Here is a 17,994-nt window from a genome sequence, read left to right on the forward strand (position 1 = left end):
AGGTTGAGGAATCGCGGACTGAATCAGCCCGAACGAGCAGACGCAAGCCGCCTACATGCGGGCCAGCACAGACCCCCATGTGAAGCCACCGCCAACGCCTTGCATGAGGACAAGGTCGCCCTGTCGGATGCGCCCATCGCGCCGGGCAACATCCAGCGCAAGCGGAACGCTGGCCGCCGAGGTATTGGCATGTTTGTCGACTGTGATCACGACCTTGTCATCGCTCACGCCAAGGCGCCGGCCAAGAAAATTGATGATGCGCACATTGGCTTGGTGCGGCACCAGCCAATCGATGCGCTCGAATGAGATGCCGGCCTCCTCGCAGACCTGATGAGCCGATTGAGTCAGCGACGTGACGGCCAGCTTGAAGACGGCCTGACCGTCCATGCGCAGGAAGGGATCCCCAACGACCTCGCCGTGGGAAACATTGCCTGCCGCGCAAAGTATTTTCATTTGACTGCCATCCGCATCCAGACGTGCGCCAAGTATGCCGGGTTCCTGGGAAGCGCGCAGCACCACCGCGCCGGCGCCGTCGCCAAACAGAACACAGGTGCTGCGATCGTTCCAGTCGAGAATGCTGGAGAAGACTTCCGCGCCGATGACCAACGCGCATTGGGCCCGGCCAGCCTGGACAAAGGCGTCGGCCGTGGCAAGTGCATAGACGAAACCGCTGCAGACCGCCTGCACGTCAAAGGCCGCGCCGCCTTTGATGCCCAGGCCCGCCTGTACCAGGCAAGCGGTGCTGGGAAATACGAAATCGGGCGTCGAGGTGGCAACGATGATGAGATCGACATCGGAGGCGGCCACGCCCGCGTCTTCAAGCGCTCGCCTGGAGGCTTCGATGGCCAGCTGGCTGGTGCTGACGCCTGGATCGGCGATATGCCGCTGCCGGATACCCGTGCGCTCGACAATCCAGGTGTCGGACGTTTCGATCTGCCGCGTCGCAAGTTCGGCAGCCAGTTCGTCGTTGCTTACAACCCGCGGGGGCAAATAGCCGCCGGACCCGATAATCTTCGCATAAGGCATGATGATGTCCGAATACCTGTCTAAGTCGCAGGATCAGATAGATCGTTGGGAATGTCGCCCGCGGCGGCTGCATCGCGCAGGCTCTGCCGCAGGTTGTCGATGGCGCGCGTGGTGCCGTCGAGCAGACCGTTCTGCACCGCCTCGTGAGCGCGCTGCAGTGCCCAGCCAAACGCATAGGCGTCCGCGGAGCCATGGCTCTTGATGACGATGCCACGCAAACCAAGCAGTGCCGCGCCATTGTAGCGCCGGTTGTCGACGCGGTCGCGGAGCCGGTTGAGCGCGGGCTTGGCGAGCAGCCCGGTAGCCATGGACCAGGCATCGCGGGTGAATTCGCCGCGCAGCATGGTTGCGATCATGCGCGCCACACCCTCGATGGACTTGAGCACCACATTGCCCACGAAGCCGTCGCACACGATGACGTCGACCGTGCCCTTGCAGATATCGTCGCCCTCGACATTGCCGTGGAAGTTGAGGCCGCTGGCGCGCAACAGCTCGGCGGCCTGCTTGACCACCTCGTTACCCTTGATGACTTCCTCGCCGATGTTGAGCAGGCCCAGGGTGGGCTGTTCGCGATGATCGACGATCGAGGCCAGTGCCGAGCCCATGATGGCGAACTGGAGCAGATGCTGCGCTGTGCAATCGACATTGGCACCCAGGTCCAGCATCGTCGTAGCACCGCCCTTGACATTGGGAATAGAGGTTGCAATGGCGGGCCTGTCTATGCCATCCAGCGTCTTCAGCACATAACGCGAGATGGCCATCCAGGCGCCGGTGTTGCCGGCCGAGATGCAGGCGTCGGCCCGGCCGTCCTTGACCGCCTGGACGGCGATCCGCATGGAGGAATCCTTCTTGCGGCGCAACGCAACCTCGACCGAGTCGTCCATCAGGACAACCTCGGAGGCGGGCAGAATCTCGTACCAGTCCCGCGTCGGGCCCTGACTGGCTTGCAGTTGGGCCTCGATGGCCGCGGGGTCGCCCGCAAGCAGGAAGCGCGTATCGGCGTTCCGCTGGGCAAAGGCAACGGCAGCCGGTATCGTGACCGGCAAACCCACGTCGCCCCCCATGCAGTCGACGGCAATCCGGATGTCAGTTGCGGGCATCAGTCACGCAACTCGTGGCGTTGCAACATTGTGTGCAATGCGGACGGCTTACTCGTCGTTCTTGGTCTTGATGACTTTACGGCCGCGATAAACGCCGTTGGGGCTGATGTGGTGACGAAGATGAAGCTCGCCGGTAGTGGGCTCAACCGCTGTGGCAGGACCCGAGATGAAGTCGTGCGAACGGTGCATGCCACGCTTGGACGGGCTTTTCTTGTTTTGCTGGACGGCCATGTAATGCTCCTGTAAACGGACGGCGTATTGTACGCGACGCCCGCATGTTGAATGCTGCTAAATTCAATGCTTCTTCAGTTTTTCCAGAACCGCGAAGGGCGAGGGCCTGGAATCGCCGCCGCCATCCGCTTTCAGCGCATCGGGCAGCGACGGGCATACGTCATGCTTGGGGACATAGGGCAGCGAGAGAATCAGCTCATCCTCCACCAGAGCAAGCACATCAAGGCGACGCGACGCCACGATACGCTCAACCATGTCCTGGTCGTCCAGGCCGCTGGCTTCGTCGCGCGCATCCAGGGCCTCAAGCTCGGCCTCGGACGCCACCAACTGCAGGCTGGTGTCGGCCTCGAGGGTGCAGACAAAGGGCTGCATACAGCGTTGGCACACCAAGGTGGGCGCGGCGTGCGCTCGCACATGAAGCCAGCGCTCGTGCTCACCCGCGGCATCGCCGCTGGCGCTCCCCCGTACCGACCAGGTTACCGGACTGTCCGGCTGCGGTTGGGCCGGCAGGCCATCCAGCAGGCGCACAAACTGCGAAAGCGGTGTCTGGCCACTGATCCCCTGGCCCAAGCGCACAAGCTCAAGGCTGTCGACAAACTGCACGGTCTTTCCAAGCACTAGGAAAACATGAGAATATAGCGTGTTTAGCCATTTTCAGTCAAACAGGCCCCGTCCTGAACCAGTCCATGCGTCTCATCCTCGCATCAAGTTCTCCTTACCGGCGTCAGATGCTCGAGCGCCTGGCCGTTCCTTTCACCTGCGTATCGCCCGATATCGACGAAACGCCAGGCGACGGCGAGGCGCCGGCGGCACTCGCTTTGCGCCTTGCGATCGCCAAGGCGCGGGCTGTGGCGGCAACGCATCCAGACAGCCTGATCATCGGCTCAGACCAGGTGGCCGCGCTGGACGATGGCTCTCCCATTGGCAAGCCGGGCACGCATGCCAGGGCCCAGGCCCAATTGCGCAGCCTCAGCGGACAAACCGTCTCCTTCCACAGTGCGCTGTGCGTCACTGACGGCCACCGCATCGAAACAGACGATGTCGTGACCGTCTGTCGCCTGCGATCCCTGTCAGATGCCGAGATCGACGCCTATCTGCGGCACGAACGCCCGTACGACACGGCCGGCAGCGCCAAGGCCGAAGGCCTGGGCATCGCCCTCATGGAGCGCATGCACGCCGACGACCCCACCGCCATCATAGGGCTGCCGCTCATTGCCTTGTCGCGCATGCTGCGAAGCTTTGGCCTGAACCCGCTGCTTCGCTGCTGAACGCCTCGCCACACTCCCATGAAAAAAACCGGAATCCTACATCTCATTCCCGTTGGCCTGGGCAACGCGCCCATTTCCGCCTGGCTGCCGTGTTCGGCGCGCGAAGCCGCTGCCCGACTGGACACTTACATTGCCGAAAACGCCAAGACAGCCCGCGCCTTTCTCAAGCTGATCGGCACGCAGCGTCCCCTGCAGGAAATCACCGTGCATACCCTGGACAGAAAGGCCGATGCACGACAGATGCGAGCTTGGTTGCAACCCCTGCTGACAGGCGGAGAAATCGGCCTGGTTTCCGAGGCCGGATGTCCCGCCGTTGCCGACCCCGGCGCGCGGGTGGTGGCCCTGGCGCACGATATGGGCCTGCAGGTTCGCCCCTGGGTGGGCCCGTCGTCCATCCTGCTCGGCCTGATGGCCAGCGGGTTGGACGGACAACGCTTCGCCTTCCACGGCTATGCGCCTGTCAACCCGGCTGAGCGCGCGCGCCAGATCAGGGCCTGGGAACAACTGTCGCGCAAACATTCCCAAACACAGATTCTTATCGAAACGCCTTACCGCAACGACGCAATGCTGACCACCCTGCTGCAGACACTTCAGGGCGAAACCCGACTGTGCGTCGCGCGTGCACTGACCACGCCCGATGAGTGGATCGCCAGTCACGCCATATCGCGATGGAAGACACTGCCTCCACCGGATCTGGCAAAAAAGCCGAGCCTGTTTCTTTTTCTTGCAGGCGGATAAGCCCAGGCAGACTCAGAAAGGCGCGGCTGGAGTAACATGCCCGCATGTTCCCATGCGCCTTTTTTTTCATTCGCCCATTCGTGCGCCGCACCGCGACTTCTCCCTCTGGCCCTCGCCCAGGCGCCGCCCGCGCCGACTCGCGTCCCTCTCCGCCTCCATGGCGCGCTGCCCTGAGCGCGTGCCTGTTGCTGGCATTGGGCGCCTGCGCAAGCTACGATCCATCCAAACTCGACATAGACCGCAGCATCCAGGCCAAAAGCCAGAACAGCCGCGTGGAAATGGTCGTGCTGCACTATACGTCCAGCGGCAACGAAGCGGCGCTCAAGACGCTGTCGCAACTGAATGTCAGCAGCCACTATCTGGTTACCAATGCACCGCGGCCTCATGTCTATCAGCTCGTTGACGAAAGCCGGCGCGCCTGGCACGCCGGGGTAAGCGCATGGTATGAGCGCAGCGATGTCAACAGCGCCTCTATCGGCATCGAAATCGTGAATGACGGGAGGCGACGCGACGGCACATGGGCGCCCTATCCCGCCGTGCAGATCAAAGTGGTGGCTGCACTGCTGAAGGACATCATCCGCCGACACCAGATCAAGCCGCGCAACATCGTCGGCCACAGCGACGTCGCGCCCCAGCGCAAAATAGACCCCGGCCCGCTGTTCCCATGGCGTGAACTGGCACGCCAAGGCATAGGCCGCTGGTACGACGAGGATCTGGCGCGGCGGTACGCGCTGCAGTTCCAGCAGCAAGGCCTGCCCGATGCGGCATGGATACAGGGTGCGCTGCGCCGGGCCGGCTACGATACACCGTCTAGCGGCGTGCTGGACGAGGCCACGCGGAATGTCATTGCTGCATTCCAGATGCATTACCGCCCTTCCGACTATGGCGGCGAACCCGATGCGCAAACGTTGGGGATATTGAAAGCCCTACCCTGACCCTCTGGCCCGTCGGAATGCGCCCTCCTCTACGGCGTGGCATGCTGGCGCAGAACGCGATATCCCAGTCTGAACAGCAGCAGCGCCGCCAGAACGGCCATGTAGGCATAAGGTTCAAGAAAATCGTTCTTACCCGCGCGCACAAGCCAGAAATGCCATACCGACAGCGCGGCGATTATATAAATGCTGCAATGCAACATTTGCCAACCCCTGCCCAAGCGCCGCATCCACCCGCGGGTGGAAGTAAAAGCCAGCGCCAGCATGGGCACAAAGGCCAGCATACCCACTGTAACGAAAGTGCGCTCAATGACGTCGTCCCACATGGCGGCCGGGGAGAGACCCCGCTCCCATAAGGCCCAGGCAGCCAGATGGAGGCAGGTGTAGAAGAAGGCGAATAGCCCCAGCATGCGACGCAGGCCGACCAGGGCCGGCTGTCGCAGCATTCTGCGCAGCGGCGTGACCGCCAGCGTCAGCAGCAGCGCAACCAGCCCCCAGACACCCGAGGACCGGATAAGAAACTCCGGTGGATTGGCGCCCAGCCCGCCGCTGAAACCAAGCCAGAACCATCGCGCCAGGGGATAGAGGCATAACAGAAACAGCGGCGGTTTGAAGCGCGCGACGCGTCGCGCTGTCCACGCGGCATGGCGGGCCGGGACAGAACTAGAAGTGCTTGACAAGATCCATGCCCTGGTAAAGCGACGCCACCTGCTCGCCATAGCCGTTGAATTTGATGGTGTCGGCGCGCGGAGCAAAAAACCCCGCGCCTATGCGCCTTTCGGTGGCCTGGCTCCAGCGCGGATGAGGCACTTCCGGATTCACATTGGCATAGAAGCCATACTCGCTGGATGCGGCCTTGACCCAGCTGGTCAGTGGCATGTCAGCGGTGAGCCGGATGCGCACAATGGACTTGCCCGACTTGAAGCCATATTTCCAGGGTACCGCGAGCCGCAGCGGCGCACCGTTCTGATTGGGCAGCACCTTGCCGTACAGGCCGAACACCAGCATGGCCAGCGGATGCATGGCCTCGTCCATACGCAGTCCTTCGACATAGGGCCAGTCCAGGATGCCGCGCCGCACGCCGGGCATGACATCAGCCTGCTCGGCAGTGATGAATGCCACGTATTTCGCGCGCGAGGTCGGCTGAACCTGATTCAACAGCTCGGACAAGGAATAACCGATCCAGGGAATGACCATGGACCAGGCCTCGACACAGCGCAGGCGGTATATGCGTTCCTGCATGGGCGCGAGCTTGAGCAAATCATCGATGTCAAAAGTCCGCGGGCGCATGACCTCACCCTCGACCACGACAGCCCAGGGACGCGTGCGCATCTTGCCCGCGTAATCCATGGGATCGGTCTTGCCGGTGCCGAATTCATAGAAATTGTTGTAGGAGGTGATGTCCTGCTCGGAAGTGAGGGGCTCATCGACGCGAAAATCGGGGTTGGGTGTCGCATGCAGGGACGCAAGATCGTCCGGCGCCGGGCCGGCGACAGCGGGGGACAGTCTTCCGGCGCCCAGCGCCGCCACGCCAAGGCCGGCGCGCTGCAGCCAACGCCGTCTGGAGAGCCAGACTCCTTCGGGTGTTATTTCAGAGGGCGGTATTGTTGGCTGATTGATGCGCGGCATGACGGTGCTCCGGGGTATTGGCCGCGTCCAGAGGGTCGTGTTGTCTCCGGGCGGATCTTTCTGCTGAGGGCTTCCCGATTATGACGCATCTCGTGTCCGGAAGTTTCACGGCGCCGCCTTCGAAATCGGGCATGCCGCATCGGCATTGCCACGCCTGCGCTCGCGGGACGGGCATTCTGACCGACGCAGGCAGCGTTGCATGCGCCAGGCGCCCGGTTCCGGATATTCAGATGCGGTCCAGTATCCAGGATTGCATTTCCCGCACATTGCCGACCAGCACAGTGGGTTGGGCCTGCACCAGGGTGCGCTTGTCGTGCGCGCCATACGTGACAGCCATGCTGTCCACGCCCGCCGCAGCTGCCATCTGAATATCGTGCGAGGTGTCGCCCACCATCAGAATCTGCTGTGGCTCCAGGGACAGCGTACGCATGATTTCCAGCAGCATGGCCGGATGCGGCTTGCTATGGCATTCGTCCGCGCAACGGGTTACGGTGAAATAGGGTTCGAGTCGCATGGCGCCCAGGATGCGGTCCAGCCCGCGCCGGCTCTTGCCCGTCGCCACCCCCAACGACACCTGGCGGTCCCGCAGGGTGCCAAACAGGTCGAGAATGCCATCGAACAGTTGGATTTCAGCGTCGCGCAACATGAAATGATGGCGGTAGCGCTCCAGGAACAGCGGCAACTGCTCAGCTGTCAACGTGGGAACGCATCGGTACAAAGCGCTCTCCAGCGACAAGCCTATGACCCAGCTGGCTTCCCGGGCCTCGGGCACGGGAAGGCCGACATCGGTACAGGCGGACTGAATGGCCGTCACGATACTGTGCGTGGAATCCATCACGGTGCCGTCCCAATCGAACACCACCGCCGCGTACTTCTTCATTTATTGCTCCCTTCCAGATAGCGAAGTATAGCCATACATTCCGGAGGCAGCGGCGCGCGCAGGCTCAACGGCTCTCCTGACAGAGGGTGCGGGATATCGAGACTGCCCGCATGTAGAAACATCCGGTGCAGGCCCTGGCGGGCAAATGCCTGACGCACCTCGTCGGCGCCGTATTTCTCGTCGGCCACGATGGGAAAACCCGCTGCAGCCAGGTGAACCCGTATCTGATGCGTGCGCCCCGTGCGCAATTCGGCACCCAGCAGGCTGTAGCGGCCAAACCGTCGTTCCAGGGTGATGATGGTATGGGCGGGTTTGCCACCCGGATCGACCCGCACCCGGCGCTCGCCGCTCGGCGTCAGATACTTGTAAAGCGGTTGGCGCAGATGCTGCCGGTCGTTGACCCAATCGCCCACCACCAACGCCTGGTAGCGCTTCCGCCCGCCGCCTTCACGCATCATGTCATGCAGGCGGAGCAGCGATTTGCGCTGCTTGGCCACCATGATCAGCCCCGAGGTCTCGCGATCGAGCCGATGGGCCAGTTCGAGGAACCGCGCCTCGGGGCGGGCGGCCCGCAATTGCTCGATGAGCCCGAACGATACCCCGCTGCCGCCGTGCACGGCCAGGCCCGCCGGCTTGTCCAGCACTACCAGCGCCTCGTCTTCGAAGACGACGGGAAAGGCGGCGGGGGGTACCGGCCGGGCCGCCCCCGGCGCGGGCAGCCTCAGGGGCGGGATGCGAACCTGGTCGCCGGCGGCCAGTCGGTAGTCTGCGCTGGTGCGCCCCTTGTTCACGCGCACCTCTCCGCCTCGAATGGCCTTGTAGATGTGACTTTTGGGCACGCCCTTGCAGACGCGGAGCAGGAAATTGTCGATGCGTTGACCCGCCTGCTCGGCGCCGATTTCGACAAAGCGCACACTGGGGGCCGGCGCGGAATCAACAGCAATTTTGCGCATGAGGAAAAGGGGAATATAATCGCGTCAGCCTATAGAGGCTGGAAAACGGCGTCCGTAGAGATGCAAGGGTGCGTCTCCGTATGCCGCAAAGGCCATATTGTACTTGTAATGCCTCGATTCCAGCCCCTGGGTCATTAGGTCGCCGGGGCAAGGGCGGTCTGTCGGGCAGTGGCGTAAAACGTAACCCGCTGCCGGCAACCCTGCCGCCACCCGCGTGCGACGCGAGATTTGCAGATTGTCATCGTTTTATGCACCAGCCGCGCCACCAGCGCGTCTGCCGTTCCCAGCAATACCTGTCAACCACAAACGTGAACCTGACCTCCATGCTGATTGAACAGCGTATGTCGCAACCGTACGCCGTGCCTCCCAGACACAGGGAGAGCGCGGCCTGACGGCGTCAGACCCGCTCTCCACGCAGATTTAGCGCCACACACCGAGTGACCCGCGGTCGTGCGCCGTTTTTACGGTGCGCCATGACTACGGAGAATCACCTCATGAAACGGATGTTGTTCAATGCAACGCACCAAGAAGAATTACGCGTTGCCATAGTCGATGGTCAGAAGCTCATAGACCTGGACATCGAAACCGCCGGGCGCGAACAGCGCAAAGGCAATATCTACAAGGGCGTCATCACACGCATCGAGCCGGGCCTCGAGGCCTGCTTCGTCAACTACGGCGAAGAGCGTCATGGCTTCCTGCCATTCAAGGAGGTGGCGCGCAGCTACTTCAAGGAAGGCGTGGATGTACGCAGCGCGCGCATCCAGGATGCCCTGACCGAAGGCCAGGAGCTTATCATCCAGGTCGAGAAGGAGGAACGCGGCAACAAGGGCGCGGCGCTGACCACCTTCATATCCCTGGCGGGCCGCTACCTGGTACTCATGCCCAACAATCCGCGCGGCGGCGGCGTTTCTCGCCGGGTCGAAGGCGAAGACCGGCAGGAGCTGCGCGAAACGATGGACCAGCTCAATCTGCCCTCGGGCATGAGCATCATCGCCCGTACCGCCGGCATAGGCCGCACGGTCGAGGAGCTCCAGTGGGATCTGTCCTATCTGCTTCAGCTCTGGAATGCAATCGATGCCGCCGCGAAGGACAACGCAGCGCCCATCCTGATCTATCTCGAATCCAGTCTGGTCATCCGCGCCATCCGCGACTATTTTTCGCCTGAAATCGGTGAAATCCTCATAGATACCGACGACATCTACGAGCAGGCCACGGCATTCATGAGCGTGGTCATGCCCGACAGCGTTCAGCGCGTCAAGATGTACCGGGACGACATTCCCCTCTTCTCCCGCTTCCAGATCGAACACCAGATCGAAACCGCCTATTCGCGCACCGTGCAGCTGCCGTCCGGTGGCTCGGTCGTCATCGATCACACTGAAGCCCTGGTCGCCATCGATGTGAACTCGGCCCGCTCCACGCGCGGCTCCGACATCGAGGAAACGGCCATGCGCACCAATCTCGAGGCCGCGGACGAGGTAGCCCGCCAACTGCGGTTGCGTGACCTGGGCGGTCTGATCGTCATCGACTTTATCGACATGGAGGACAACAAGAACCAGCGCGCTGTCGAACAGCGCCTGCGCGATGCCCTGCATTTCGATCGCGCCCGCGTACAGATGGGCAAGATATCCCGGTTCGGCCTTATGGAACTCTCGCGCCAGCGGCTGCGCCCGGCGCTGAACGAGGGCTCGCATGTCACCTGCCCGCGCTGCAATGGCACCGGCGTCATTCGCGATGCCGAATCCAGCGCCCTGCACGTGCTGCGCCTGCTCCAGGAAGAAGCCATGAAGGAAGGCACAGCGGCCCTGCACGCGCAGGTGCCCGTCGATGTGGCCACTTTCCTGCTCAATGAGAAGCGCCGCGACATCGCCCTGATCGAATCCCGGCTCAAGATCAACCTGATACTCATCCCCAACAAAAACCTCGAAACGCCACATCATCACATCGAGCGCCTGCGCCACGACGATCCACGTCTCGAAGACAACAAGACCAGTTTTGAGCTGGTCACGCAGCCTGAGGCGCCCGCCACCTGGTCTCCAAGCCGTGCCACCGAGGCCAAAGCCAAACCCGAAGCGCTGGTCAAGAGCATTGCCCACACCCAGCCGGCGCCGATGCACGCCCCCTCCGCCGCCCAGGCGGCAACCTCCCTTGTTTCGGACGGCGGCGGCCTGTTCAAGCGCATCATGGGCTGGTTGACAGGCGCGACCCCAGAGCAGGAGGCCAAACCAGAGGAAGCCGCCAGCGCCACACCTTCGCAAGGCAACCGCACACGCTCCGGGCGTAACAAGTCCGAGCGCGGCGACAGGCCCTCCGAGCGTGGGCGTAACCGGCGCGGCGAACGCCGCCAGGACGCCCGCACAGAGGCCAGCGCACCTGCCTCGCGATCCCGTCGCCAGGCAGGGGCCGATACAGAAGCGGGTGCCGAGAACCAACGCCCGGCGGCGCAGGAACAGGACGCCGCCAATGGCAATCGCGGCCGCAACCGGCGCTCCGGGCGCGGACGCAATCGCCGCGACGAAAACCGCAACGATCAGGCCGAAACCGAGTCCACCGCCGTCGCAGCCGTGGCAGTTGCCGCCGCGAGCACCACGGGCACCGCTCCCGAAGCCGGAACTGCCGCACCGTCAACGCCGCAGGCCCAGCAACCCGCGGAAACCCAGGACAATGTCCAGGACATTGCGCAGGCGGGTAGCAACGAGACGGCCGGCACGGCCGCGGGCAATGGCGAGCAGACGGATCCGGAACGCCGGCGCCGTCGGCGCCGCAGCCGTCGAGGCAGGCGCGGCACTGACGCGGCGGATGCCAGCGTGGCCAATGCAGAGAACGGCGACAGTGACGTGGCAGCTCAACAGAACCAGGCAGACGATCTGGCAGATACCACGGCAGCCCGTGAGCCGGACACTGGCACAAGCCAGGAACCCGCGCCGGCGCCACAGCTTGCCGAAGCTGCCGAAAGCGTTGCCGCGCAAACCGGACAGGATGAAGCTTCTGTAGTCGAGGCTGCTTCCACCGCCGAAGAAAGCGGCGTGGCAGCCGAAGCCGCGCCCGTGGCAGCCGCTGATGCCGCCAAGGCCGATGAACAATCCACCCAAGCTGGGCCGGCTGATGTGACAACGCCCGACGCTCCCGCCCCTTCCACGCAGGAATCCGCAGCACTTGCAGCAGCCGCGCCAGTGTCTGACGACGGCACAGCCAGCATGCCGCAGCCTGATGTCGCCGAGCATGAAGCCACTAAGCCTGCGCTGGAAGAAGCCACCGGGCAGGACACGGTGACCACAACGCCCGCGGACGCCTCTGTGGAGGAAGTCACGGAAGTGCCTGCCAGCGTGACAAAGGCCATCAGCCTGGGCAATGGCATTCATACGCCCGCCGCGACAGCGGATGCCGAAGGCCGCACCCTCTCACCGGCCAATGGCAGCGCCAGCACGCTTGACAACATTCTCGCGAACGCGGGCATGCAACTCATCGAGACGCGCGCGGCGGCGGCGCCCCCGGCGCCCGAACAGCCCCAGCGTCTCGGACGCGCCCGCAAACCGGTCGCGAAAGTTGCGGACGAACCCCTGCAACAGGTGGAAACCCACTAGCCGCCCGTGCGGCGCATGGCAGCCTATGCGGCGGCCATGCAATAAAAGCCCGTTCAACAAAATTGAACGGGCTTTTATTTGGGAGGCCACCATTGCATTGGAAGGTCGCCACTGCAATGCGGCCCCCATGAATTCGGGCGGGTTGGCCTGTCGCCGGCTACGATGTTCTGGCCACGGCCTCGATGGGCTGGCGCACAAGCAGCGCAATGAGATGAGCCAGTTCGGTGCGCATTTCGCGCCGGTCCACCACCATGTCTATCGCGCCCTTCTCCAGCAGGAATTCAGCGCGCTGGAAACCTTCGGGCAGCGTTTCCCTGACTGTTTGCTCGATGACCCGCGGACCAGCAAAGCCAATGAGCGCCTTCGGTTCGGCAATGACGATGTCTCCCATGAATGCAAAACTCGCGGACACGCCGCCCATGGTCGGATCTGTAAGCACGCTGATGAAAGGCAGCCCTTCGGCGGACAGGCGGGTCAGCATGGCATTGGTCTTGGCCATCTGCATCAGCGAAAACAGGCTCTCCTGCATGCGTGCGCCGCCCGAGGCCGCCACGCAAACAAATGGGGTACGGTTCTTGATGGCCTCTTGAACGCCGCGCGCAAAGCGCTCTCCCACCACAGAGCCCATGGATCCGCCCATGAATTCGAACTCAAAGCAGGCTAGCACCACAGGCATAGCCAGAATGGATCCACCCACGACCACCAGCGCCTCGGTTTCATCGGTCTGTTTGACCGCTTGAGCGACACGCTCCGGGTACTTGCGACTGTCCTTGAATTTGAGCGGGTCCATGGGGCGGGTATTCTGGCCGATTTCAACGCGGCCCTCCGCATCAAGCAGCGACTCGATGCGTGACCTGGCCCCAATGCGCATATGGTGATTGCACTTGGGGCAGACATTTAGCGTTGCTTTCAGGTCTTCCTTGTACAGTACCGACTCGCAGGCCGGACATTTGACCCAGAGCCCTTCCGGCACCCGCCGCCCGCCATCACTGTTGCGATTGATGCGCGGGGGCAAAATCTTGTCGATCCAACTCATGTATTTATCCCTTTTACGCCCGGCTCCCCGCCGGGATTTTCATTCTGTTTTACCCTTGCACCGCGACTTGCCGCAAGGTGGGGCCGCGAATGTTCCGATCAGCCGGTACGCTGCAATGCACGAGAAATCGTGCCCAGCCAGTCTTGCGCCGCCTCGATGGCCGCAACATCGGCACCCGTATCGTCCTTGCCCTGTTGTTGCGCATCCGCCACGGCGGACTCCATGGTTTCGATCAATTTGCTGCCGATGACCACCGCATCCGCGCAAGCCGCAAGCCGGCAGGCGCTGGCGGCATCACGGATGCCAAACCCCACGCCCACGGGAATCGAGACATGGCGGCGTATACGCTCGAGATGGCGGGCCACATCGTCGATGTCGATATGGCCCGCGCCTGTAACCCCCTTCAGGGACACGTAATAGACATAGCCGCGCGCAACCTGCGCGACCCTGGCAATACGGCCGTCTGTCGAGGTGGGGGCCAGAAGAAAAATGGGATCGAGTCCGTTGCCCGCGAGCTGGGCGGCAAACTCCTCTATCTCTTCGGGAGGGTAATCAACCACCAGCACGCCATCGACGCCGGCCTTGGCAGCAGCCTGTGCAAAGGCGGCCTGCCCCATGTGTTCGATGGGATTGGCATAGCCCATAAGCACGACAGGCGTCTCGACGTCGTCGCGGCGGAATACCGCGACCATATCAAGAACCTGCGACAGGCCTGTGCCCTTTGCAATGGCACGCTCCGTGGCACGCTGTATGACAGGCCCATCCGCCATCGGATCGGAAAATGGCACGCCAAGTTCGATGACATCGGCGCCAGCCTTGACCAAGGCGTGCATCAGCACCGGGGTCGCCTGCGGCGAAGGATCGCCGGCAGCAACATAGGGGATGAGCGCGGCACGCTTTGCGGCGCGGGTACGTTCGAACGCGGCAGCGAGCCGCGAATTGGAAGCAGTCATGTGAGCAGGCCCATCTACAGGGTAATGCCGCTGAAGTCGGCAACAGTGTGCATGTCTTTGTCGCCCCGGCCGGAAAGGTTCACAAGGATAATCTTGTCTTTTGGCAGCGTGGGGGCAAGCCTTGCCGCATGGGCAATGGCGTGCGCCGATTCGAGTGCGGGCATGATGCCCTCGAGCCGGCAGCAATCGTGAAAAGCTGCCAGGGCTTCGCCATCCTCGACGCCAACATAGGTGGCACGCCCGGCGTCTTTGAGCCACGCATGCTCCGGCCCCACGCCGGGATAGTCGAGCCCTGCCGAAATGGAATGCGTTTCGATGACCTGGCCGCTGCCGTCCTGCATGACATATGTGCGGTTGCCATGCAGGACTCCCACCTGGCCCGCATTGAGCGAGGCGGCATGGCGCCCCGAATCCAGACCCTCGCCGGCGGCCTCGACGCCTACGAGCCGTACGTCGTCATAATCGATGTAAGGATAGAAAATGCCCATGGCGTTGGATCCGCCGCCCACCGATGCCACGATGTAATCGGGCTGGCGTCCGGCATGGCGCGGCATCTGCTCAAGGCACTCGTCGCCGATGACAGCCTGGAAATCGCGAACCATCTTGGGGTATGGATGAGGGCCCGCCACCGTGCCGATAATGTAGAACGTATTCTCGACATTGGTGACCCAGTCGCGCATGGCCTCGTTGAGCGCATCCTTGAGCGTGCGCGAGCCAGAGTTGACCGGTACCACGGTGGCGCCCAACAGCTTCATGCGATAGACATTGGATGCCTGGCGGCGCACGTCCTCGCTACCCATGTAGACCACACATTCAAGACCATAACGCGCTGCCACTGTCGCCGTGGCAACGCCATGCTGGCCGGCGCCGGTCTCGGCAATGATGCGGGGCTTGCCCATGCGCCGGGCCAACAGTATCTGGCCCATGCAGTTGTTGATCTTGTGGGCGCCGGTGTGGTTAAGGTCTTCGCGCTTGAACCATATCTGCCCTCCTCCCAGCTTCTCCGACCAGCGCCTGGCATGGTACACAGGGCTTGGGCGGCCCACGAAATGCTCGAGCTCGTAGGCAAACTCGGCCAGGAACTCCGGGTCGGACTGGTATTTTTCGTATGCGATGCGCAGCTCGTCCAGGGCGTGCACCAGCGTTTCGGCTACGAAGGAGCCGCCATAGCGGCCGAAATGTCCGGTGGCATCGGGCAGGGAATAGGATGTCAAGGCTATGCTCTCTTTACGCATTGTGGCAGCAATACGGGCAGCCACCTTCGAGATAAACAAGCATTTTACCAGCCCCGGGGCGTAACAAAGGCGCGCCGCGCTCGTGGCGGCGGCGTCGCATTCCGCTACTGCCTGCTCGCCGTCACGCCAGCCAACTCGTTGAGCGCCGTCAAGGCGCGCGCGATCTGCTCCCCGTTGTTCACCTCTATGGTGAATACCATATGCGCCAGCGAGCGGCGGCTGTGCGTGTTGACGCCAACCACGCGTATGCGCAGGCGCGCCAGAACCTCCGACAGGTCGCGCAGCAAATTGGCCCGGTCTGGCGCATGGATGGCAATGTCCACCGGATACAGGGCGTCCCCCGTATCACCCCAGTCGACATCGATGAGGCGTTCTGGATGACGCGCGGCCAGCGCCGCGTACGACGAGCAGTCGTGCCTATGTATGGAAACGCCACGTCCCCGTGTGACGAACCCGACGATGGGATCGGGCGGTGCGGGTCGGCAGCAGCGTGCCAATTGCGTCAGCAAGGCATCCACGCCCACCACCAATACGCCGCTGCGTCCGGTGCGCACCACATTTTCGGTGCCGCTGGCATACACCCGAGCCTCGGGCTGCGGCGGGCCCGCATCGGCCGCCTCGCCCGCTTTTCCTCGCCCCGTCAACAGATAATCGATCTGCCGCAGGCTGAATTCTTCCTTGGCCACGGCCACATACAGATCGTCGGCGCGGGCGAAATCCAGTTGCTGGGCAAGCTGTTCCATATTGATAGCGGTCTTGCCCAGGCGCTGGAGCTCTTTTTCCACCAAGGTCTGGCCCTGCGCGATGCGCTGCTGGAGTTCGATGGCATTGAACCAGGCTCGCACCTTGGAGCGCGCCCTGGGGCTGGCCAGAAAGCCAAGCTGCGGGTTGAGCCAGTCGCGCGAGGGCCCGCCGGACTTGGCCGCCGTGATTTCCACTGTCTGCCCGGTCCGAAGCCGTGTCTGCAGCGGCACCATCTGCCCGTCGACCCGCGCGCCCCGGCAACGGTGACCAAGATCCGTATGCAGGTGATAGGCAAAATCGACCGGCGTGGCCCCGGCGGGCAACTCAATGACACGCGCCTGGGGCGTCAGCACATAGATGCGCTCGTCCTGCCTGCGACCCGACCTGGCGGCAGGCGTCCCGGGCGTAGCGGCGCCATCCGCCTGCGCGCCAGGATCGTGATCCCAGGCGAGCAATTGCCGCATCCACGCAATTTTTTGATCATAGGCGCCGGCCGCGGCCACCTGGCCACCGCGCGGCCCCGACTCCTTGTAGCGCCAGTGCGCCGCCATCCCGTACTCGGCGAACTCATGCATCTCGCGCGTGCGTATCTGGATTTCGAAGCTGCGTCCCCGCCCATCGGCCACGACGGTATGCAGAGAGCGATAGCCATTGGGCTTGGGGCGAGAAATATAATCGTCGAATTCGTCCGATACAGGCGTCCAGAGTGAGTGCACCAGCGCCAGCGCGCTGTAACAGGCGCGCTCGTCCTCGACAATGACACGCAGCGCCCGCAAATCGTGGAGTTGTCCGAAGGATAGATTCTTGTTCCGCATCTTGTTCCAGATGCTGAAGATATGCTTGGGGCGCCCACTGACCTGCGCGGCGATATGCGCCTCGGACAAGGCGCCGCGCAATTGCTCGACCATGGCGGTAATGGCGCTTTCGCGCTCGACACGCTTTTCCTCGAGTTGCCTGGCGATGGATTTGTAGATATCGGGCTCAAGGAAGCGAAAAGCCAGGTCTTCCATTTCCCACTTAAGCTGCCAGATGCCGAGTCGGTTCGCCAAAGGCGTGTACAGCTCCATGGTTTCACGCGCGAAGGCCCGCGGACACGGCGTGCGCGTTGCTGCATACCAGCGCAGGGACTGCAGCCGGGAAGCCAGCCGCATGAGAACAATGCGCAGATCTGCCGCCATGGCCAGAAGCATCTTGCGCCGCATTTCCTTCTGGTCGGTGCCGGCATCGTCTGCCGGCGCCGCCTGGCCGGCCAGGCGTCCCAGGTGAAGCAAGGCGCGGGTGCCTTGCACCAGGGCCAACACATCAGCCCCGAAACGCTTGCGCAAGGGGTGATTGCGCGACGGCCCCGTCTGGGCCCCCGGCGGCGCATCATCAGGCAACACCGCCAACAGCGCGCTTGCCCGCGTTTGCGCATCGCCACCCATGCCGGCCAGTATGCATGCAACCTGCGCGCTGTGCGAAGCCAGCGGCTCCCCAGTCGTGGCATACAGGGAAGCAAGCGGCTCGCGCACCCACAGCGCAGCTTTGTGCAGCAGGGCGAGGCCATCGTCATCCAGGCCTGCGCCGGCCTGCTCCAGCCAGGCGGCATCGAATGGCGGCGTATCGAGCGTTTCGTCGGATGAGATTGTGGACATGTCGAGAAGCTGTGCAGCGCGCGGCATACCGGATGCCACACGCCTCTATACTAC

At 63.1% G+C, this 17,994-nt stretch carries 16 protein-coding genes; 4 read left to right on the forward strand and 12 right to left on the reverse strand.

The features are described 5' to 3' along the window. Nucleotides 1-51: 51 nt before the first annotated feature. From ERD78_RS15790 to ERD78_RS15805, 4 genes are all read right to left on the reverse strand, one after another. On the reverse strand, nucleotides 52-1,026 hold the full coding sequence (locus tag ERD78_RS15790) for a beta-ketoacyl-ACP synthase III (protein ID WP_129970292.1): 975 nt from the start codon (nucleotides 1,024-1,026) through the stop codon (nucleotides 52-54). A 20-nt stretch (nucleotides 1,027-1,046) separates the two neighbouring features. Next, complete coding sequence (gene plsX / locus ERD78_RS15795; protein ID WP_129970293.1) at nucleotides 1,047-2,126, reverse strand: phosphate acyltransferase PlsX; 1,080 nt, start codon at nucleotides 2,124-2,126, stop codon at nucleotides 1,047-1,049. A gap of 48 nt (nucleotides 2,127-2,174) precedes the next feature. Then, nucleotides 2,175-2,357 (reverse strand): 50S ribosomal protein L32, encoded by a 183-nt coding sequence (gene rpmF / locus ERD78_RS15800; protein WP_129970294.1) that lies wholly within the window; start codon nucleotides 2,355-2,357, stop codon nucleotides 2,175-2,177. Nucleotides 2,358-2,420: 63 nt separating this feature from the next. Next, entirely contained in the window at nucleotides 2,421-2,960 is a 540-nt protein-coding gene (locus ERD78_RS15805) for a YceD family protein (protein ID WP_129970295.1), read from the reverse strand. Nucleotides 2,961-3,043: 83 nt separating this feature from the next. On the opposite strand from ERD78_RS15805, the gene ERD78_RS15810 reads away from it, so the two are divergent. The 3 genes from ERD78_RS15810 to ERD78_RS15820 are packed head-to-tail and all read left to right on the forward strand — an operon-like array spanning nucleotide 3,044 to nucleotide 5,298. Next, entirely contained in the window at nucleotides 3,044-3,625 is a 582-nt protein-coding gene (locus ERD78_RS15810; RefSeq protein WP_129970296.1) for a Maf family nucleotide pyrophosphatase, read from the forward strand. Nucleotides 3,626-3,643: 18 nt separating this feature from the next. Beyond that, nucleotides 3,644-4,363, forward strand: a complete 720-nt coding sequence (locus ERD78_RS15815; protein ID WP_129970297.1) for an SAM-dependent methyltransferase — start codon at nucleotides 3,644-3,646, stop codon at nucleotides 4,361-4,363. A 44-nt stretch (nucleotides 4,364-4,407) separates the two neighbouring features. Beyond that, nucleotides 4,408-5,298: an N-acetylmuramoyl-L-alanine amidase gene (locus ERD78_RS15820; protein WP_129970299.1), complete on the forward strand. Its 891-nt coding sequence runs from the start codon at nucleotides 4,408-4,410 to the stop codon at nucleotides 5,296-5,298. Nucleotides 5,299-5,327: 29 nt separating this feature from the next. Here the strand turns inward: ERD78_RS15820 and ERD78_RS15825 are convergent, their stop codons facing one another. The 4 genes from ERD78_RS15825 to ERD78_RS15840 all read right to left on the reverse strand — a co-directional run bounded on the left by ERD78_RS15825 (nucleotide 5,328) and on the right by ERD78_RS15840 (nucleotide 8,757). Further along, nucleotides 5,328-6,014, reverse strand: a complete 687-nt coding sequence (locus ERD78_RS15825; RefSeq protein WP_129970301.1) for a protein-methionine-sulfoxide reductase heme-binding subunit MsrQ — start codon at nucleotides 6,012-6,014, stop codon at nucleotides 5,328-5,330. Further along, the gene (gene msrP / locus ERD78_RS15830) at nucleotides 5,959-6,924 is read right to left on the reverse strand and encodes a protein-methionine-sulfoxide reductase catalytic subunit MsrP (RefSeq protein ID WP_129970303.1); all 966 of its coding nucleotides are present in this window, start codon (nucleotides 6,922-6,924) and stop codon (nucleotides 5,959-5,961) included. Before msrP ends, ERD78_RS15825 begins: the two co-directional genes overlap by 56 nt. Before the next feature lie 226 nt (nucleotides 6,925-7,150). Then, a complete protein-coding gene (locus ERD78_RS15835; protein ID WP_129970305.1) occupies nucleotides 7,151-7,804 on the reverse strand; it encodes an HAD-IA family hydrolase in 654 nt (217 codons plus the stop codon). Further along, nucleotides 7,801-8,757 carry an RluA family pseudouridine synthase gene (locus ERD78_RS15840; RefSeq protein WP_129970307.1) on the reverse strand — a complete coding sequence of 319 codons (957 nt, stop codon included), beginning with the start codon at nucleotides 8,755-8,757 and terminating at the stop codon, nucleotides 7,801-7,803. Before ERD78_RS15840 ends, ERD78_RS15835 begins: the two co-directional genes overlap by 4 nt. Nucleotides 8,758-9,251: 494 nt before the next feature. On the opposite strand from ERD78_RS15840, the gene ERD78_RS15845 reads away from it, so the two are divergent. Further along, a complete protein-coding gene (locus ERD78_RS15845) occupies nucleotides 9,252-12,338 on the forward strand; it encodes an Rne/Rng family ribonuclease (RefSeq protein WP_129970309.1) in 3,087 nt (1,028 codons plus the stop codon). A 157-nt stretch (nucleotides 12,339-12,495) separates the two neighbouring features. Here ERD78_RS15845 and accD read toward each other — a convergent pair whose 3' ends face one another. From accD to ERD78_RS15865, 4 genes are all read right to left on the reverse strand, one after another. Further along, nucleotides 12,496-13,374 (reverse strand): acetyl-CoA carboxylase, carboxyltransferase subunit beta, encoded by an 879-nt coding sequence (gene accD / locus ERD78_RS15850; RefSeq protein WP_129970311.1) that lies wholly within the window; start codon nucleotides 13,372-13,374, stop codon nucleotides 12,496-12,498. A 98-nt stretch (nucleotides 13,375-13,472) separates the two neighbouring features. Further along, on the reverse strand, nucleotides 13,473-14,327 hold the full coding sequence (gene trpA / locus ERD78_RS15855; RefSeq protein ID WP_129970313.1) for a tryptophan synthase subunit alpha: 855 nt from the start codon (nucleotides 14,325-14,327) through the stop codon (nucleotides 13,473-13,475). 14 nt (nucleotides 14,328-14,341) lie between these two features. Beyond that, nucleotides 14,342-15,541 (reverse strand): tryptophan synthase subunit beta, encoded by a 1,200-nt coding sequence (trpB, locus tag ERD78_RS15860; protein ID WP_129970315.1) that lies wholly within the window; start codon nucleotides 15,539-15,541, stop codon nucleotides 14,342-14,344. Nucleotides 15,542-15,666: 125 nt separating this feature from the next. Then, nucleotides 15,667-17,940: a RelA/SpoT family protein gene (locus tag ERD78_RS15865; RefSeq protein WP_129970317.1), complete on the reverse strand. Its 2,274-nt coding sequence runs from the start codon at nucleotides 17,938-17,940 to the stop codon at nucleotides 15,667-15,669. Between the last annotated feature and the right edge of the window lie 54 nt (nucleotides 17,941-17,994).

Source organism: Allopusillimonas soli (assembly GCF_004153445.1).
In the GTDB taxonomy this organism is placed as follows: domain Bacteria; phylum Pseudomonadota; class Gammaproteobacteria; order Burkholderiales; family Burkholderiaceae_B; genus Allopusillimonas; species Allopusillimonas soli.

Bases quoted from the DNA above. Each gene is read 5' to 3' on its own strand.
- ERD78_RS15835 (WP_129970305.1), bottom strand. From the start codon at position 7,804: ATGAAGAAGTACGCGGCGGTGGTGTTCGATTGGGACGGCACCGTGATG.
- rpmF (WP_129970294.1), bottom strand. From the start codon at position 2,357: ATGGCCGTCCAGCAAAACAAGAAAAGCCCGTCCAAGCGTGGCATGCAC.
- ERD78_RS15810 (WP_129970296.1), top strand. From the start codon at position 3,044: ATGCGTCTCATCCTCGCATCAAGTTCTCCTTACCGGCGTCAGATGCTC.
- ERD78_RS15845 (WP_129970309.1), top strand. From the start codon at position 9,252: ATGAAACGGATGTTGTTCAATGCAACGCACCAAGAAGAATTACGCGTT.
- accD (WP_129970311.1), bottom strand. From the start codon at position 13,374: ATGAGTTGGATCGACAAGATTTTGCCCCCGCGCATCAATCGCAACAGT.
- ERD78_RS15825 (WP_129970301.1), bottom strand. From the start codon at position 6,014: ATGGCGAGCAGGTGGCGTCGCTTTACCAGGGCATGGATCTTGTCAAGC.
- ERD78_RS15840 (WP_129970307.1), bottom strand. From the start codon at position 8,757: ATGCGCAAAATTGCTGTTGATTCCGCGCCGGCCCCCAGTGTGCGCTTT.
- ERD78_RS15815 (WP_129970297.1), top strand. From the start codon at position 3,644: ATGAAAAAAACCGGAATCCTACATCTCATTCCCGTTGGCCTGGGCAAC.
- ERD78_RS15865 (WP_129970317.1), bottom strand. From the start codon at position 17,940: ATGTCCACAATCTCATCCGACGAAACGCTCGATACGCCGCCATTCGAT.
- msrP (WP_129970303.1), bottom strand. From the start codon at position 6,924: ATGCCGCGCATCAATCAGCCAACAATACCGCCCTCTGAAATAACACCC.
- trpA (WP_129970313.1), bottom strand. From the start codon at position 14,327: ATGACTGCTTCCAATTCGCGGCTCGCTGCCGCGTTCGAACGTACCCGC.
- ERD78_RS15790 (WP_129970292.1), bottom strand. From the start codon at position 1,026: ATGCCTTATGCGAAGATTATCGGGTCCGGCGGCTATTTGCCCCCGCGG.
- ERD78_RS15820 (WP_129970299.1), top strand. From the start codon at position 4,408: ATGTTCCCATGCGCCTTTTTTTTCATTCGCCCATTCGTGCGCCGCACC.
- plsX (WP_129970293.1), bottom strand. From the start codon at position 2,126: ATGCCCGCAACTGACATCCGGATTGCCGTCGACTGCATGGGGGGCGAC.